The following is a 15,572-nucleotide window of genomic DNA, read 5'->3' on the forward strand; positions in this document are numbered from 1 at the left end:
CGTCCGCTACCTGTGGTTCATGCGGAAGCGGTCCATCCCGATCGTCGGCGACGTCCGTCCGGTGCGCCCGAACGGGGACCGCGGGCCCGGCGCCCTGGCTGGGGGAGGCTACTCGGCCTTCTGCATCTGCCAGGGCTCGGGCTCGCGGTCCCCGTTCGGGCGCACCGGACGGACGTCGCCGACGATCGGGATGGACCGCTTCCGCATGAACCACAGGTAGCGGACGAAGAAGTGCGACAGGGTCGACAGCCGGTTACCGTTGCCGAGCAGCGATGCGATGTGCACGGCCACCCAGGCGGCCCACGCGACGGGGCCGACCATCGTGATGCCACCGCGGAGCTGGGCGACCGCGGCGTTCGTGCCGATCGTCGCCATGGTGCCCTTGTCGAAGTACTTGAAGTGCTCGGTCTGCTTGCCCTCGAGCAGGCGGACGACCTGCCGGGCGACGTGCCGGCCACCCTGCAGCGCCGGCTGGGCGAGCTGGGCGAGGGCGTCGTCCTGGGCGGCGATGTCGCCGGCGGAGAAGATCCGCTCGACGCCCTTCACGCTGAGGTCGTCGTTCACCTGGATCCGCCCGCCGTGGGTCTGCGGCAGACCCCAGCCCGATACCTCCTTGTGGGCCGCGACCCCGGTCGCCCAGATCACCTGGGACGCGGGGATGAACTCGCCGTCGGCCGTGACGACGCCGTCGGGCTTGACCTCGGCGACCCCGGTGTTCAGCCGCAGCACGACGCCGCGCTTCCGCAGGACCTTGGCCGCGTACCGGCGCAGGCGCGGGGCGAACGGCTTGAGGAGTTCGCCGCTGCGGTGCACGAGCGTGATCGTGATCGCGCCCTCGTCGAGCTCGGGGTACGCGCCCTCGAGGGCCTGGTCGCGGAGCTCCGCGAGGGCACCGGCCATCTCGACGCCCGTCGCACCGCCGCCGACGATGACCACGCGGATCTCGTCGGGGCCCTGGTTCGCCGCGGCCTCCTCGAGCCGGGTGAACAGCTCGTCGCGGATCCGCAGCGCCTGCGAGCGGGAGTACATCGAGTACGCGTACTCGTACGCGCCGGGGGTGCCGAAGTAGCTCGTGTTGACGCCGTTCGCCAGGATGAGCCAGTCGTAGTGCAGGTGCTCGCCGTCGGACATCTCGGCGACGCGGTGCTCGGCGTCGATGCCGGTGAGCAGCCCGTGGCGGAAGTCGGCGTTCGACTGCTTCGCGCGCAGGCTCCGCAGGAAGTACGTCACGTCGCCGGCGTTGAGGCCGCCCGTCGCCACCTGGTACATGAGCGGCTGGAACATGTTGTAGACGTGGCGGTCGACCAGGGTCACCCGGACCGGTGCGTCCGCGAGTTCACGCATCGCCGCGATGCCGGCGAAGCCTCCGCCGACGATGACGACGTGCGGGCGGGTGTCCTCGGACATGCTGATCTCCAGGGTGGTGCGGTCGACGGCCACCCAGAAGGGTACGCCGATCGGGAGCCGTGTCCGTCCACCCGCCCGTCACCGTGCCGATGGAGCGGTCCCGCCGGCCCTGCGGCCCTGCGGCCTGCGTCAGGCGCGGCCTGCGTCAGGCCTCGAACGGCGCGTACGTGCTCAGCACGTTGCCCTTGCTCGTCACGACGCTCTGCACCAGGCGCAGCCGCGTGGGCGGATCGGTCGGCTCGAACAGCTTCCGGCCGGCGCCCGCGATCGCCGGGTGCGTCATGAGCTGCAGTTCGTCGAGCAGCCCCGCGAACAGCAGGTGCCGCACGAGCGTGACGCTCCCCGTCACCGCGACGTCGCCGCCGTCGCCGGCCTTGAGCTCGCGCACGAACGCGTCGACGTCACCCTGGATCAGGTGCGCGTTCTCCCACGTCAGGTCCGGGTCGAGCGTGGTCGAGGCGACGTGCTTCTCGATCGGGTTGATCCAGCGGCCGAACGGGTCGTCGGCGTGCGACGGCCACCACTCGGACCACTCGAGGTAGCTCTGCTTGCCGAGCAGGACCGTGTCGGTGCGGTCCATCCACGCCGTCATCGCCGTGCCGAGCTCCGCGTCGAAGGAGTCGTACTGGAACGTGTACGGGTCCTGCACGACACCGTCGACCGACGTGAAGAGCCCCGAGGTCACCTTGCGCATGCCCCGGAGCCTAGGGGCCGGGGCGTCCTGCGTCGAGGGTCAACTCCCCGTGCCGCTCCCGCCGCCCTGCACGCCACCGGGCAGCTGTCCGCCCTGACCGCTCTGCCCGTCCTGCCCGCTCTGCCCGTCCTGCCCGGGGAACCCGTCGCGCCCGCCACCCGGGACGGTCACGGAGCTCGAGTGCGACGCGCCGATGGCATGGCCGACGGCGTACCCGACGCCACCGCCCGCGAGCAGGGCTCCGAGCCCGACCGCCACGGCCACCACGGGCCAGAACCACGGCGGCTTCGGACGCGTGCGCCCCGCGGTCCCCGACGGCTGTCCGGTCCAGGCAGCGGGACCGATCGGGGCCGCGGCCCATGAGGGCTGGCCGGTTGCGGCGGGCGGCCCGTCGAGCGTGGTGGTCGGACCGGCGGCGGGCGCCGCGCCCCAGCCGTGCGGCGGGACGGGCGCGTGGCTCGGTGCGGTGTTCGGGGAGTGGTCGCTCATGCGCGCCAGTGCACTCTGCTCGGCCAAGAGGAACCGATGACGACCCTGACCCGGCGCTGCGAACCCGCGGGTAGGTTCGGGTCGTGCGCGCACGGGTCGGGTCGTTCCAGGTCGGGGACCTCCGCGTGCGCCTCCGGACCCTGGCGCCGGCCGGCCGTCTGCACGACTCCCTGGCCCCGACCGTCGTCCTGGTCCACGGCATCGGGATGTCGCACCGGTCCTTCGCCCGCACGCAGCGGGTCCTCGCTCGGACCCACCGCACGGTCGCCGTCGACCTGCCGGGGTTCGGCGGCCTCCCGCCGGCCGGACGCCGGCTGCAGGTCGAGGAGCTCGCGGACCTCGTGGTCGCGGCTGTCCGGGACGGCGGCGCGGAGACCGTCGTCGCGATCGGGCAGTCGATGGGGACGCAGGTCGTCGCGGAGGCCGCGCTCCGCCACCCCGACGTCGTCCGGGCCGTCGTCCTGGTCGGCCCCGTGTGCGACCGGTCCCGGCGCACCCTGCTCCGGCAGGCGCTCGACCTGACGCGGGACACCGCCGTCGAGACCCCACGCATGAACGCCGTCGTCACGACCGACTACCTGCGGAGCATCCGGCAGTACGTCCGCGAACTCGGCCCGATGCTCCGGCACCGGCTCGAGGACGTGCTGCCCCGGCTCACCCAACCCGTGCTCGTCGTGCGCGGCGACCGCGACCCGATCGCGCGGCGGGAGTGGTCGGAGTCCCTCGCGCAGGCGGCCCCGCGCGGGGCGCTCGTCGAGCTGCCCGGCGGGCACCACGTGCAGGAGCGGCACCCGGAAGCGTTCGGACGACTCGTCGAGGAGTTCCGGCGCGTGCAGACCCTGGAGGACGCACGGTGACCGACCCGACCGCCCGCTCGGCCGCGGCGGCGGGACCGACGCGAGCCGTGCCTCCAGGCCGTCTGCCGGTGGACCGCGTGCCGGTGCTGCGGCGCGCGTGGTGGGCCGTCCTCGACTGGTGGTACGCGGCGCGGTGGCAGCTGCGGAGTGCCGGCCCGACGACCGCCGAGGACTACCGGACCGGCGAGGGCCAGCCGGTCGTCGTCGTGCCGGGCGTCTACGAGACCTGGCACTTCATGCGTCCCCTGATGGACGCGCTGCACGACGCCGGGCACCCCGTCCACGTGCTGCCCGTGCTGCGGCACAACATCCGGCCGGTGCCGGAGTCCGCGCGCGAGGTGCTCGCGTACCTCGAGGCGGAGGGCCTGCGCGACGTCCTCGTCGTGGCGCACAGCAAGGGCGGGCTGATCGGGAAGTACGCGATGACCCTGCCCGAGGGGGACCGCATCGACCGGATGGTCGCCGTGTCGACGCCGTTCGCCGGGTCGGCCTACGCGCGGCTCGCGCCGGTGCGGCACCTGCGGGTGTTCCGTGCCGCGGACCCGGTGCTCGCGGCGCTCGGGCGGGACCTCGCGGTGAACGCGCGGATCACGTCGGTCTGGGGGGTCTTCGACACGCTCATCCCGGCCGGGAGCGAGCTCGCGGGTGCGACGAACGTAAGCGTCCCGGTGGGCGGGCACTTCCGGATCCTGGCCGCGCGGCAGACGCGTGAGGCGGTGCTGGCCGCCGCCGCGGGGCCGGGGCAGGCCCGAGACTCGGCCTGACGGACAGATCTGTGCCTCGGCGGCCCGAGTCTCGTCCGCGGAGCCGAGACTCGCTGCGGTCCGCCGTCGCGGCGCGATCCGGCCTGGAGGCACGTGGTGCGCCCGGCGCGTCGGCCCGGTCGGGCGTGCTGCCCTGGTCGCCGGGTCAGGCGCCCGGCAGGAACAGGCAGAACGGGTGGCCGTCCGGGTCGAGGAGCACCCGGACGTCGTCCTGGGGCTGGAACGCGTGCTCGGTCGCCCCGAGCTCGAGGGCGCGGGCGGTCGCCGCGGGCAGGTCCTCCACCTGGAAGTCGAGGTGCAGCTGCATGCCCTGGCGTCCGGACTCGGGCGGCCACACCGGCGGGACGTAGGCGTCGTCGTACTGCACCGACAGACCGGGACCGCCGTCGGCCGGGCGGACCCGGAGCCACGTCGGTCCGTCCTCGTGCACGGTCCACCCGGTCAGCGCGCCGTAGAAGCGGGCGAGGGCGACCGGCTCCGGGGACTGCAGCACGGTCGCGGTCAGGACGGGCATCGCGGGGTCGTCGGCGCTCATGGCGCGGACGGTACCCCCGGCCGTCGCACCACTCGTCCAGCGCGCCCGGGCGGTGCGTCCGGTCAGCGTTCCCGGACGCTCGCGCGCTCGACGATCCGGTGCGGCACCACGACCGTCTCCGGTGCTGCCGAAGGGTCCGCGATCCGCCGGGTGAGGAGATCGAGCGCAGCGGTCGCGAAGGCCCGACGGTCGAACGACACGGTGGTCAGCGCGGGGATCGCGTAGGCCGCTGCGTCGACGTCGTCGAACCCGACGACGCTCACCTGCTCCGGGACCCGGACGCCCCGCGCCGCGAGCACGTGCAGCACGCCGAAGGCGATGGAGTCCGTGTAGGCGAACACCGCGTCCGGCAGCGGGTTCGTGTCCAGCCACGCGGCGAACGCCGTCGCCGCCGCACTCGTCGTCCACGCCGGCAGCGGCACGCGCAGCGCGGGGTCGACCACGAGGCCGGACGTCCCCAACGCGTCCGCGTGGCCCTGGTCACGGAGCTCGCTCGTGGCGGTGGCGTCCGTCGGGCGCGCTGCCCCGACGACGGCGATCCGCCGGTGCCCGCGGTCGAGCAGGTGGGTCGTGACCTCGCGTGCGGCGAGCCGGCTGTCGACGTGCACCTGGTCGACGTGCTCCGGCTCGACCTCGCCGATCACCACGGTCGGCGGCAGCCCCTCGGTCTCGGCGAGCACGCTCGCGCTGAGGGACACCGGGTTGAGCACGAGCCCGTCCACCAGGTGCGCGCGGGCCCGCGAGACCAGTTCGCGCTCGCGGTCCGGGTCGTTGCCGGTCTGGTCGAGCTGCACCGTCCAGCCGCGCTCGCGCGCCAGCTCGACGAACCACTGCGCCAGCTCTGCGGAGTAGGCGTTCCCGAGCTCGGGCAGCGTCAGCGCGATCGCCCCGGACCGTCCGTTGCGCAGCCCGCGGGCGGACAGGTTCGGGACGTAGTCGAGCTCGGCGAGGGCTCGCTCGACGCGCTCCCGGGTCGCCGGGCGCACCGCGACGCCGCCGTTGATGACGTTGGAGACGGTCTTCGGCGACACCCCGGCCATGGCCGCCACGTCCCGCACGGTCGCGCGCATCCGACGAGCGTAGCGCGGACCTCCGGACGTCTGGTGGCCCGGAGGTCCGGTCGCGGGGACGGGTCCCGGACCGGACGACCGACGACCTGACTACGCGTCGACCAGCTCGCGCCGCGCAGCGCGTCGCGCCCGGATGCGGCTGGTCACGGTGGCCGCGACCACGACCGCCAGCACGGCGTACAGCACGATCGGGATCGGCCCGGCCACCAGCACCGAGAAGTCCCCGTCCGCGCTCAGCGCCGCGTCCCGCAGGCTCGTCTCGGCGAGCGGGCCGAGCACCATGCCGATGATGAGCGGTGCGAGGGGGATGTCGAGCGCCCGCATCAGGAAGCCGACGAGCCCGATGCCGAGCAGCATGAGCAGGTCGAACACCGAACCGCTCGTCGCGTAGATGCCGAGCCCGCAGAAGACCGCGATGCCCGCGTACAGGTACGCCCGCGGGATGCGCAGCAGCTTCGCCCACAGCATCGCGAACGGCAGGTTGATGACGAGCAGCACCACCATCGCGATGAAGAACGACGCGAGCAGCGCCCAGACCAGGTCGGGGGAGCGGTCGAACAGCAGCGGTCCCGGCTGCAGGCCGTACTGGCGGAAGGCGGCGAGCATGATCGCCGCCGTGGCCGACACCGGCAGGCCGAGCGACAGCAGCGCGCCCATCGCCATGCCGGTCGTCGAGTTGCCCGCTGCCTCCGGCGCGGCCAGACCGCGGATCGCCCCGCGGCCGAACTGCGGGTCCTTCCGGCGGGCGTCGAGTCGCTTCTCGAGCCCGAACGCCAGGAAGGTCGGGATCTCGGACCCACCCGCGGGCACGACGCCGAAGGGCAACCCGATCGCGGTGCCGCGGAGCCAGGCGGGTGCCGCCTCGCGCAGCTCCCGCTTCGACAGCCACGGACGCCCGGTGGCCTGCACCATCCGACCGTCCTTCAGGTGCCGGGCGAGGCACGCGACGTAGATGACCTCGCCGAGTGCGAGCACCGCGACCGTCACCGTGACGAGCGAGATGCCGTCGAACAGCTCCGGGACGCCCATCGTGAAGCGCGGTGCGCCAGAGATGCCGTCGACGCCGATCACGGCGATGCCGAGGCCGAGGCACAGCGACCCGAGGCCCTTCAGCGCGTCGTCGGTGACGACCGACGACGTCGTGACGAACGCGAACAGCGCGAGGGCGAAGAACTCGGCGGGTCCGAAGCTCGACGAGAAGGACGCCAGCGCCGGTGCGAGGAAGACCACCAGCACGGACGCGATCATCCCGCCGACGAACGCGCCGATCGCCGCCGTCGCCAGCGCCTGGGCAGCGCGTCCGTTGAGCGCCATCTTGTGGCCCTCGAACGTCGACGCGATCGCCGAGGCCTGGCCCGGCGTGTTCATCAGGATGCCCATGGTGGAGTCGCCGAACAGGCCGCCGAAGTAGACGCCGGCGAACATGATGAACGCCGCCGTCGGGTCGAGGGAGAACGTCACCGGCAGCAGCAGCGCGACCGCCATCGAGGAACCGAGGCCGGGGAGCACGCCGACGGCGGTGCCGAGCAGGCACCCGACGACGACCCAGAGCAGGTTGGCGGGGGTCAGGGCACCGGCGAAGCCGTCCCCGAGCAGACCGAGCACGTCCACGTCAGAACTCCCATCCGACGATGCCCGAGGGCAGCGACAGGTCGAGCAGCATGTCGAAGGCGATGTAGCTGATCGCGCTCACCGTCAGTCCGACGACGAGCGGCCGCAGCCACCCGGGGGCGCCGAGCCCCTTCGCGACACCGAGGAACAGCAGCCCGGCGCCGACGATCCAGCCGAGCACGCCGAGCAGCAGTGCGAACCCGGCGAAGGACAGCACGACCCAGGCCAGGGAGCGCCAGTCGACGCGGACCGAGCGCACCTCGACGGCGGGACTCGCCGTGTCGGCATCGGTGGCGACGATCGGCTCCGCTCCGATCCGTCGCCCGCGCGCGGTCCGGACGGACCGGACGACGAGCAGGGCGGCGAGCAGCAGGAGTGCGGCGGCGACGAGCCCGGGGAAGACCGCCGGCCCAGGGAACGCGGTGCCCGCGGGGACCTCCATCGTGACGATGCCGACGACGAGGTAGACCGCGAAGGCGGTGAAGAGCGCCGGGGTGGTCAGCTCCTTGGCGACCGCGGCGACGCGGCCGGGGTCGGCCCGCAGCGTGAGCCGCTGCCCGACGACCGCGGAGGACGACGTGGGGTTGCTCGGACGGGTCATCGGCCCAGCTCCTCGTACAGTGCGGTGATGCGCTCGCGTTCGGCGTCGATGAACGCGTCGAGCTCGTCGCCGGTGATGATCCGCTCGGTCCAGTGGTAGCGCTCGACGGCATCGGCCCACTCGGGGGTGTCGAGCGTGTCCAGCACGATGTCGGTGAGCTGCGCCCGTTGCTCGTCGTCGAGCCCGCCGGGTGCCGCGACCTCGCGCCAGTTCGTCAGCGTCACGTCGTGTCCCTGCTCGACGGCCGTGGGGATGTCGATGCCGTCGACCGGTTCCGCGGCGACGAGCGCGAGTGCCCGCAGGCGGCCGGACTCGATCTGGTCGATGTTGTCCGGGTAGCCTCCGGAGGCCGCGGCGGCCGTGCCGTTCAGCAGCGCCTGGATGGCCTCGCCGCCGCCGTCCGACGGGATGTAGTTCGTCTGCTTCGGGTCGATCCCGGCCGACACGGCGAGGTCGGTGACGACCAGCTGGTCGAACGAGCCGCCGCCCGTCCACGGCACCGAACCGGGCCGCTCGCGCCACGCGGCGACGAGGTCGTCGAGCGTCTCGTACGGCGAGTCGGCGGGGACGACGATGACGTCGTACTCCTCGACGGTGACCGCGAGCGGCGTGACGTCTTCGTGGGTGACCGCGGAGCCGAACTGGATCTCGGCGGCGAGCAGTCCGGTGCCGCCGATGAGCAGCGTGTCCGTCTGCCCCGACATCCGCGCCACGTTGCCGAGCGCGATGGTGCCACCGGCACCCGGCATGTTCACGACCTGGACCGAGTTCACGATGCCGTTCGCGCGCTGCGCCTGCTGCATGGATCGTGCGACGCCGTCCCAGCCGCCGCCGGCCGCCGCGGGCGCGACGAGCGTGACGGACCGGGTGGGGTCGCCGCCGGCCGCCGCCGACGTCACCGACCCGAACGCGGCGACCGCGATGGACACCGCCGCGACGGCGGCCCCGACCACACGGGCGACGGGACGAGGTGCACGAGGCCCGGCCGGCGTCGACGGCACCGACTGCCCGGGCCCCGACTCCCTGGACACTGACTGCTCTGTCATGGATGGCTCCCTCCTGCGCACGTCGTCGTGCCGCAGGTCGAGAAGTACGATGGCAGCCGCCGACCGGATGAGCATCCGGCGGCGGAGTTGTGCTCATTGACGCTCACGGCGTCGCGGCCGAAGGGGGACGCCACGGTGACCAGGGCACGTTCCGGGCGGCTGCGGCGCGCCGCTCGGTCCGGGCGCCTGCGGCGCACCGCGGTGCTCGCGCTGCCGAGCGTGATCGTGCTCGCGGCGACGGGCGTCACGACCGGGGTCGCCGCCGTGGTGCAGGAGCGCAGCATCCGCACGTCCGTCGTCGAGCAGGTCTCGGGCGTCGCCGCGAGCCTGGCCGACCTGCCCGAGATGCGGGACGCGGTGACGGCGGTCGCCGATCGGGGCACTCCCGGCGCGCTCGCCGACGCCGAGGACCTCGCCCCGGCGACCGCGGCGCTCCAGCCGATCGCGACGCTCGTCGAGGGCGCGTCCGGCGTCTCGTACGTCGTGGTCACCGACGACGAGGGCGTGCGCATCACCCACCCGGACCCCGCAGAACGTGGCCAGCCGGTCGAGACGACGATCGCGCCCGTGCTCCAGGGTGCAGAGTTCGTCGGCACCGAGACCGGCCCGTCCGGCGAGACCCTGCGCGCGAAGGTACCGGTCGTCGCCGCGGACGGCGAGGTCGTCGGCGCCGTGGCGGTCGGCGTGCTCGAGTCGACCATCGCGGCCGACCGGGAACGCGCCCTCGGCACCCTGCTGCCGTGGAGCACCGGCGCCCTGGTCGCGGCGACCCTGGCGAGCGTGCTGCTGTCGCTCGTCATCGCCCGTCGGCTGCGCCGAGCGGACGCGGTCGACGCGGAGAGCCGGCAGGTGCGGTGGACGACCGAGGCGCTGCGCGAACAGGCCCACGAGTTCGGCACACGACTGCACGTGGTCCGCGGGCTCGTCGAGCAGGGGGACGACGAGGACGCGATGGCCTACATCGACGCCGTGGCACCCGGGCTGACGAGCGGCGGCGGCGCCGGTTCGCCGCGCCGCGGTGCCGTCGCGACGGCCTCCGTCGCCGCGGTGCGCTCCGAGCTCGCCGTGGCCGGCGCCACCCTCGACCTGCGGGTCGCCGAGGACGTCGTGCTCGACGACGCCGTGCTGCTCGTCCTGACCAACCTCTGCCGGAACGCCGCCGAGGCCGGTGCGGGCACGGTCGTCGCCACCGTCGGCGCACGGGACGGCCGCGTCACGGTCACGGTCGAGGACGACGGACCGGGCATCGACCCGGCCGACGCCCACCGTGTGCTGTCCCGCGGGTGGTCGTCGAAGTCCGACGAGACCGGCCTCGGCCGCGGCATCGGGCTGGCGGTCGTCCGACGCACGGCCACCGACCGGGACGGGTCGGTGGTCGTCGGCCGTTCGGCGGCGCTCGGAGGGGCCCGTCTCGACGTCGAGATGGCGGCGGGGTCGTGACCGCGTCCGGAGCCCCGCCGCTGCGCGTGCTCGTGGTCGACGACGACGCCGGTGCCCGCGCGCTGCACACCCGGTGGGTCGCCGCGACCGAGGGCTTCACGGTCGTCGGCGCGGTCGCCTCCGGCGGTGCCGCCCTGGCCTCCGTGGACCGCGGGGTCGACCTCGTGCTCCTGGACATGCGGCTGCCCGACATCAGCGGGATCGAGGTGCTGCACCGCATGCACGTCGCCGGCGTCGACCGGACGGACGTGCTCGTCGTCAGCTCGTCCCGCGACCAGGTCACCGTCCGGCAGGCACTCGCGGCGCACCCCGTCGGCTACCTGCTCAAGCCGTTCGACCGCCAGGCGCTGCAGGACCGACTGCACGCGTACGCCGCGGAGCGTCGGTCGCGCGACACCGCGCAGCGCGACGTGCCGATGGGGCAGGGCGACGTCGACCGGCTGCTCACGACCGGTTCGGTCCGCGTGGTCGGGCCGGCCCACGGCGCGACGCACGCCGCGCAGGACGGTTTGCCGAAGGGCGTCAGCGCCACCACGCTCGAACGGATCGTCGCGGCACTCGACCCGGTGGTGGGCCGCTCGGCGGACGAGGTCGCGGCGACGACGGGGACGTCGCGCGCCACCGCTCGGCGCTACCTCGACCACCTCGTCGCGACGGGCGCGATCGACCTCGCGCACCGGTACGGCCGTCGCGGTCGCCCCCAGGTGCTCTACCGCCTGACCCCGGCGCCCTGAGACGACCGCCCGCGCAGGGTCCTCAGGACCGGACGTACCGGTGCACGTGCGCGACGTAGTCGACGGGGATCGTCGGACGCCCCGCCGTCTCCGGGTCCTCGTCGACCACCCGGCGGACGGCGTCGAGCACCGCCCGCCGCTCGTCCTCCGGCAGGACGATGACGTAGCTCCGTGAGGCGATCGCGTCGAGGAACGCCCCGCGGTCCTGCTCGTGCGTCCACCGCACCGTCTCGTGCACGCCCGCGTCGAAGGGCGGCCCGACGAGCGGCTGCACCTGCTGCCCCGTGCGCGCCTCCGGCTGCGCGACGATCGCGCCGACACGGGCGGCCCACGGACGCGTCTCGTCGCGCACGTTCCAGACGAGCCCGAGCGTCCCGCCCGGTCGCAGCACCCGCCAGGCCTCGGCAGCGCCCGCCGCTCGGTCGACCCAGTGCCAGGACTGCGCGACCGTCACGACGTCCGCGGCGCCGTCCGGCAGCGGGACCGCCTCGCCGGTACCGTCGAGCGCGCGGACGGTCGGCAGCAGGTCGGCCAGCCGGGCGCGCATGGCCGGGTCCGGTTCGACGGCCACGACCTCGGCCGCGCGGCCGAGCAGGGACCGCGTGAACTTGCCGGTCCCCGCGCCGACGTCGACCACGAGCGCCGTCCCGTCCGGCACCAGCGCCGCCGCGACGGCGTCCGGGTACCCCGGGCGGCCGCGCTCGTAGGCGTCGACGGCGGATCCGAAGGAGCGGGCGAAGCGGTCGTCGGTCACGGACCCAGCCTGGTCCGTGCGGGCCGCCGCCGTCGATGCGAGACGCCACAGGACCGGCTCACGTGGGTGCGTGGCGACGGACGGGAGGATCGTGGCGGGGCCCGCCACGATCCTCCCGGCCGGTGGTGGGTGCGCCGGGCTCAGGCCGGGTGGCGGGCGGTCCACTCGCGGAACGGGGCCGTCGGGTCGTCGACCCGTCCCTGCTCCATCCGCAGGGTGCGGTCCTCCACGGGCTTCGCGTACTCGTCGTAGAACGTGGCGAGCGTCATCAGGCGGTTGCCGTCCTCGTAGTGCTCGCCCTCCTGCTCACGGGTCGCGGCGAAGACGACGCGGTCCGGCTGCGCGTAGTAGAGCGCGCCGAGGCACATCGGGCACGGGGACGCCGTGACGAAGACCTCGTACCCGGTCAGGTCGGTGATCCCCTGCTCCGCTGCCGCCCGGATCGCGCGGATCTCGGCGTGCGCCGTGGGGTCGCAGGTCTGCGCGACGTGGTTCACCGCCTCGACGACGACCTCGCCGTCCCGGACGATCAGGCAGGCGAACGGCTTGCCGCCGTCCCGGACGTTGTCGAGGGCACGGGAGACCGCCAGGGCGGTGAGGTCGTCGTCGTTCATGCCCACCACGGTGCTCCCGACGGGTGTGCGACCGGGGGACGGGCCGGTCAGGCGAGCCAGGATGGGTCGGCGAAGAGCTCCTCGACCTCGGTGACGAAGCGTGAGGCGTGGAAGCCGTCCACCGCCGAATGGTTGATCCGGAGCGCCAGGGGCATGACCGTCCGCCCGTCCGCCTGCCGGTACCGCCCGAGCGTGATCACGGGAGCCAGGTGGTCCTCGGCGCCGGTGAGGTGCAGTGCGAACCCGGTGAAGGACGTCCGGGGGAGCGTCGAGACGTCGAAGGTGTCCGTGCGCTCCGAGCCCTGCGGGAACATCCGGTGGTCGTCGCGGTACCGCTCCGTCGTCGCGACCACGGCGTCGTGGAACGTCCGGGGGTCCGGGTCGTACTCGACCACGAGCACCGAGAAGGTCTCGGTGTCGGGGTGGAACACCGTGAAGGTCGGATGCACCACGTCCCACACCGCGGGCTGGCCGTCCTCGGTGAGCTGCATCCGGAACTCCTCGTGGCGGTTCACGACCGTCGCGAGCACCCAGATCTGGGACGGGTACGTCTTCGCCCCCGCCGTCCGGGCGGCCTCGACGAAGGCCGTGACGTCGAGGTCGACGATCATCTCCCACGCGCAGGGCTCCCGCCGGTAGTGCGCGAAGTGCTCCCGACGGGGCCACGTCTCGAGGTCGATCGGTCGGAGTTCGCTCATCCGGTCAGTCTCGTACCCCGGGCTGCCGACGAGCGTGCACCCGGCCGCGGTTCACTGCGAGGGTGACCGAGACGCCGTTCTCGCCCGCGCTGGCGACCTTCTTCCGCGGGCTCGCCGCACACAACGAGAAGTCCTGGTTCGAGGACCACCGCGACGACTGGGAGCGGCACGTCCGCGACCCGATGGACGCGCTGCTGCACGAGGCCGAACGGCGGTACGGGCCCGGCCGGGTGCTCCGCCAGCACCGCGACCTGCGCTTCACGCCGGACAAACGGCCGTACCGCGAGGACACCGGCCTGACCGCGGGCGGGATGTACCTCAGCGCCGGAGCCGACGGGCTCCAGGTCGGCGGCGGCCTCTACGAGCCGTCGCGGGCGCAGCTGCACGCTGCGCGGACGACCATCGACGAGCACCCGCAGGCCGCCGCCGCCCTGCAGCGGGAGCTCGACGACCTGACCGACGCCGGGTACGAGCTCGCCGGGCCGCCGCTGAAGACCGCCCCGCGCGGGTTCGACGCCGACCACCCGCGGATCGACCTGCTCCGGATGCAGCACTACGCCGCGCTCGTGCACCTGCCGCTCGACAGCTCGCTCGACGCGATCGTCGCCGCGTGGGACCGGGTGCAGCCGCTCGTACGGTGGACGGTGAAGTGGGCGCGGGCCGACGACCCCGAGGCGGCGGACGACCCGGCGCCGCCCGTGCCGGGGGCGCGGTCGATCCACGAGCGCGCCTGAGCGCTCCGCGGTGCGGCGAGCACTCCGGGCGCTCGCCTGTCAGGATGGGCCCGGGGTGAGGGGGACCACGTGGGGACTGACGATCCGGTCGTCGGACGGGCGGGAGCCGTCGGGCTCGCCGTGGCGCTGCCGGTCCTGCTCGTCGTGAGCTGGCTCGTCCAGCTCGGCGTGCTGCTGCAGGCCTCGTTCGGGGCGGACGACACCCGACCAGGACCAGGCGGTGTCCTCGCGGGGTTGCTCGTCGGGACGTTGCTCGCGGTCGGGGTGCCGGTCGTGGTCATCGTCGTGTACGTCCTGAAGCGCCGGCGGCAGCCGCGGACCTCACTCGCCGCGGTGATCTCGGCGATCGTCGTACTCGTCGTCGCGGTCCCGCTGAACACGCTCGGGATCGCCGGGCAGGTCGGGACGGTCGCCGAGGACGCCCGGGTCCGCGCGCAGCCGGCGACCGCGGCCGAGCGTCACTTCGCGCACAGCGAGGGCGGCGCCGAGGCCGCGCTGAACCGGATCGGCGACCGCACCGTGGAGATGCTCGGCTCCCGGCGGTCCGAGGGCTTCCGGTCCGATGGCTCCCCGAAGGGCGGCGCGTACTCGGAACCGTGCCTGCTCGACAACCGGCACGAGGGCCTGGAGTGGGAGTACTGGTTCATCGCAGCCGAACTCCACGACGCCTCGGGCGCCGACCTGCTGCCCGAGGGGGCCTCGACCGTGCCGGGCGGCGCGACCGACCTGGCGGCGGTCCGAGCAGCATGGCAGGTCGAGGGCATCGGTGCGGAGCGCAGTGCCGTCGGTTCGGAGGAGCAGTACGAGCCGCGGGCGGACTGGCTCGCGTCGTCGTCCTACGCGCGCCCGGGGCCGACGGTGGTGCTCAGGACGATCTGCCTGGAGCGCTGATGGCCCGCTTGCGGGTGTGGACCTCCGACGCCGTCGGGGGAGGACTCCCTACGGTGGGGGCATGCCGACGCTCGACCGTTCCCCCGCCCTCGTCGCCACCGGGTTCCTGGCGATCCCCGTCGCCCAGGCCCTCGTCGGGCTGCCGAGCGACCTGCTCGCGCGGATCGAGGCGGCACCGATCGCCCCCGAGCTCGCGGACACGGCCGCGTTCTCCGAGGCGTACGGGTACCCGCTCGACGGCGGCGCGAACTGCATCGTCGTGGCGGGCAGGCGCGGGGACGAGGTCCGGTACGCGGCGTGCGTCGTGCTCGCGTCGACGAAGCTCGACGTGAACCGCGTGGTGAAGCGACTGCTCGACGTTCGCAAGGCGAGCTTCGCGCCAATGGACCAGGCGGTCGAGCTGACCGGGATGGAGTACGGCGGGATCACCCCCATCGGGCTCCCCGCCGACTGGCCGGTGTACGTCGACGCGCGGGTGCTCGACGCACCCGAGGTGGTCGTGGGCGCCGGCCTCCGCGGCGCGAAGGTCTTCCTGCCCGGGGTCGTCCTGGCAGCCCTGCCGAACGTCACGGTCGTCGAGGGGCTCGCGACCGAGCCGCTGCCGAGCAACTCGGCGTAGAAGCGCGCGAGCAC

18 protein-coding genes are annotated in these 15,572 nt (G+C 73.9%); 7 read left to right on the forward strand and 11 right to left on the reverse strand.

Annotation, left to right across the window (positions count from 1 at the left end):
* Positions 1 to 108 precede the first annotated feature (108 nt).
* The 3 genes from HUN59_RS04465 to HUN59_RS04475 all read right to left on the reverse strand — a co-directional run bounded on the left by HUN59_RS04465 (position 109) and on the right by HUN59_RS04475 (position 2,590).
* A complete protein-coding gene (locus HUN59_RS04465) occupies positions 109 to 1,440 on the reverse strand; it encodes an NAD(P)/FAD-dependent oxidoreductase (RefSeq protein ID WP_229666944.1) in 1,332 nt (443 codons plus the stop codon).
* Between the two features lie 112 nt (positions 1,441 to 1,552).
* Positions 1,553 to 2,101 carry a dihydrofolate reductase family protein gene (locus tag HUN59_RS04470; protein WP_141862643.1) on the reverse strand — a complete coding sequence of 183 codons (549 nt, stop codon included), beginning with the start codon at positions 2,099 to 2,101 and terminating at the stop codon, positions 1,553 to 1,555.
* 39 nt (positions 2,102 to 2,140) lie between these two features.
* Complete coding sequence (locus HUN59_RS04475) at positions 2,141 to 2,590, reverse strand: hypothetical protein (RefSeq protein WP_174777617.1); 450 nt, start codon at positions 2,588 to 2,590, stop codon at positions 2,141 to 2,143.
* 83 nt (positions 2,591 to 2,673) lie between these two features.
* Between HUN59_RS04475 and HUN59_RS04480 the strand changes: the two genes are divergently transcribed.
* A complete protein-coding gene (locus HUN59_RS04480; RefSeq protein ID WP_174777618.1) occupies positions 2,674 to 3,447 on the forward strand; it encodes an alpha/beta fold hydrolase in 774 nt (257 codons plus the stop codon).
* Positions 3,444 to 4,211 carry an esterase/lipase family protein gene (locus HUN59_RS04485; RefSeq protein ID WP_254629991.1) on the forward strand — a complete coding sequence of 256 codons (768 nt, stop codon included), beginning with the start codon at positions 3,444 to 3,446 and terminating at the stop codon, positions 4,209 to 4,211. The genes HUN59_RS04480 and HUN59_RS04485 overlap by 4 nt, the downstream gene beginning before the upstream one ends.
* Positions 4,212 to 4,356: 145 nt before the next feature.
* Here the strand turns inward: HUN59_RS04485 and HUN59_RS04490 are convergent, their stop codons facing one another.
* The 5 genes from HUN59_RS04490 to HUN59_RS04510 all read right to left on the reverse strand — a co-directional run bounded on the left by HUN59_RS04490 (position 4,357) and on the right by HUN59_RS04510 (position 9,074).
* Positions 4,357 to 4,746 (reverse strand): VOC family protein, encoded by a 390-nt coding sequence (locus tag HUN59_RS04490; RefSeq protein WP_167510131.1) that lies wholly within the window; start codon positions 4,744 to 4,746, stop codon positions 4,357 to 4,359.
* Between the two features lie 62 nt (positions 4,747 to 4,808).
* Positions 4,809 to 5,816 (reverse strand): LacI family DNA-binding transcriptional regulator, encoded by a 1,008-nt coding sequence (locus HUN59_RS04495; RefSeq protein ID WP_174777619.1) that lies wholly within the window; start codon positions 5,814 to 5,816, stop codon positions 4,809 to 4,811.
* A 90-nt stretch (positions 5,817 to 5,906) separates the two neighbouring features.
* On the reverse strand, positions 5,907 to 7,427 hold the full coding sequence (locus HUN59_RS04500; RefSeq protein WP_174777621.1) for a tripartite tricarboxylate transporter permease: 1,521 nt from the start codon (positions 7,425 to 7,427) through the stop codon (positions 5,907 to 5,909).
* Between the two features lies 1 nt (position 7,428).
* Positions 7,429 to 8,028, reverse strand: coding sequence for a tripartite tricarboxylate transporter TctB family protein (locus HUN59_RS04505; protein ID WP_174777622.1), 600 nt, complete (start codon positions 8,026 to 8,028; stop codon positions 7,429 to 7,431).
* On the reverse strand, positions 8,025 to 9,074 hold the full coding sequence (locus tag HUN59_RS04510; RefSeq protein ID WP_174777623.1) for a tripartite tricarboxylate transporter substrate binding protein: 1,050 nt from the start codon (positions 9,072 to 9,074) through the stop codon (positions 8,025 to 8,027). The genes HUN59_RS04505 and HUN59_RS04510 overlap by 4 nt, the downstream gene beginning before the upstream one ends.
* A 135-nt stretch (positions 9,075 to 9,209) precedes the next feature.
* On the opposite strand from HUN59_RS04510, the gene HUN59_RS04515 reads away from it, so the two are divergent.
* Together HUN59_RS04515 and HUN59_RS04520 are read left to right on the forward strand one after the other, a co-directional pair.
* On the forward strand, positions 9,210 to 10,514 hold the full coding sequence (locus HUN59_RS04515; RefSeq protein ID WP_254629992.1) for a sensor histidine kinase: 1,305 nt from the start codon (positions 9,210 to 9,212) through the stop codon (positions 10,512 to 10,514).
* On the forward strand, positions 10,511 to 11,248 hold the full coding sequence (locus HUN59_RS04520; protein WP_174777624.1) for a response regulator: 738 nt from the start codon (positions 10,511 to 10,513) through the stop codon (positions 11,246 to 11,248). Before HUN59_RS04515 ends, HUN59_RS04520 begins: the two co-directional genes overlap by 4 nt.
* 22 nt (positions 11,249 to 11,270) lie before the next feature.
* Here HUN59_RS04520 and HUN59_RS04525 read toward each other — a convergent pair whose 3' ends face one another.
* From HUN59_RS04525 to HUN59_RS04535, 3 genes are all read right to left on the reverse strand, one after another.
* Positions 11,271 to 12,002, reverse strand: a complete 732-nt coding sequence (locus HUN59_RS04525) for a class I SAM-dependent methyltransferase (protein WP_174777625.1) — start codon at positions 12,000 to 12,002, stop codon at positions 11,271 to 11,273.
* A gap of 140 nt (positions 12,003 to 12,142) precedes the next feature.
* Entirely contained in the window at positions 12,143 to 12,616 is a 474-nt protein-coding gene (locus tag HUN59_RS04530; protein WP_174777626.1) for a nucleoside deaminase, read from the reverse strand.
* Positions 12,617 to 12,663: 47 nt separating this feature from the next.
* Positions 12,664 to 13,314, reverse strand: a complete 651-nt coding sequence (locus tag HUN59_RS04535; RefSeq protein WP_174777627.1) for a CatA-like O-acetyltransferase — start codon at positions 13,312 to 13,314, stop codon at positions 12,664 to 12,666.
* A 62-nt stretch (positions 13,315 to 13,376) separates the two neighbouring features.
* On the opposite strand from HUN59_RS04535, the gene HUN59_RS04540 reads away from it, so the two are divergent.
* The 3 genes from HUN59_RS04540 (at position 13,377) to HUN59_RS04550 (ending at position 15,558) form a co-directional block, all read left to right on the forward strand.
* On the forward strand, positions 13,377 to 14,048 hold the full coding sequence (locus HUN59_RS04540) for a DUF2461 domain-containing protein (protein WP_174777628.1): 672 nt from the start codon (positions 13,377 to 13,379) through the stop codon (positions 14,046 to 14,048).
* 69 nt (positions 14,049 to 14,117) lie between these two features.
* On the forward strand, positions 14,118 to 14,939 hold the full coding sequence (locus HUN59_RS04545) for a hypothetical protein (protein WP_174777629.1): 822 nt from the start codon (positions 14,118 to 14,120) through the stop codon (positions 14,937 to 14,939).
* Positions 14,940 to 15,000: 61 nt separating this feature from the next.
* On the forward strand, positions 15,001 to 15,558 hold the full coding sequence (locus HUN59_RS04550) for a YbaK/EbsC family protein (RefSeq protein ID WP_174777630.1): 558 nt from the start codon (positions 15,001 to 15,003) through the stop codon (positions 15,556 to 15,558).
* Positions 15,559 to 15,572 lie beyond the last annotated feature (14 nt).

It is taken from the genome of Curtobacterium sp. Csp2 (assembly GCF_013347165.1).

Coding starts and splice junctions, on each gene's coding strand:
- HUN59_RS04470 (WP_141862643.1), bottom strand. CDS start 2,101: ATGCGCAAGGTGACCTCGGGGCTCTTCACGTCGGTCGACGGTGTCGTG.
- HUN59_RS04475 (WP_174777617.1), bottom strand. CDS start 2,590: ATGAGCGACCACTCCCCGAACACCGCACCGAGCCACGCGCCCGTCCCG.
- HUN59_RS04490 (WP_167510131.1), bottom strand. CDS start 4,746: ATGAGCGCCGACGACCCCGCGATGCCCGTCCTGACCGCGACCGTGCTG.
- HUN59_RS04495 (WP_174777619.1), bottom strand. CDS start 5,816: ATGCGCGCGACCGTGCGGGACGTGGCGGCCATGGCCGGGGTGTCGCCG.
- HUN59_RS04505 (WP_174777622.1), bottom strand. CDS start 8,028: ATGACCCGTCCGAGCAACCCCACGTCGTCCTCCGCGGTCGTCGGGCAG.
- HUN59_RS04510 (WP_174777623.1), bottom strand. CDS start 9,074: ATGACAGAGCAGTCAGTGTCCAGGGAGTCGGGGCCCGGGCAGTCGGTG.
- HUN59_RS04530 (WP_174777626.1), bottom strand. CDS start 12,616: ATGAACGACGACGACCTCACCGCCCTGGCGGTCTCCCGTGCCCTCGAC.
- HUN59_RS04535 (WP_174777627.1), bottom strand. CDS start 13,314: ATGAGCGAACTCCGACCGATCGACCTCGAGACGTGGCCCCGTCGGGAG.
- HUN59_RS04550 (WP_174777630.1), top strand. CDS start 15,001: ATGCCGACGCTCGACCGTTCCCCCGCCCTCGTCGCCACCGGGTTCCTG.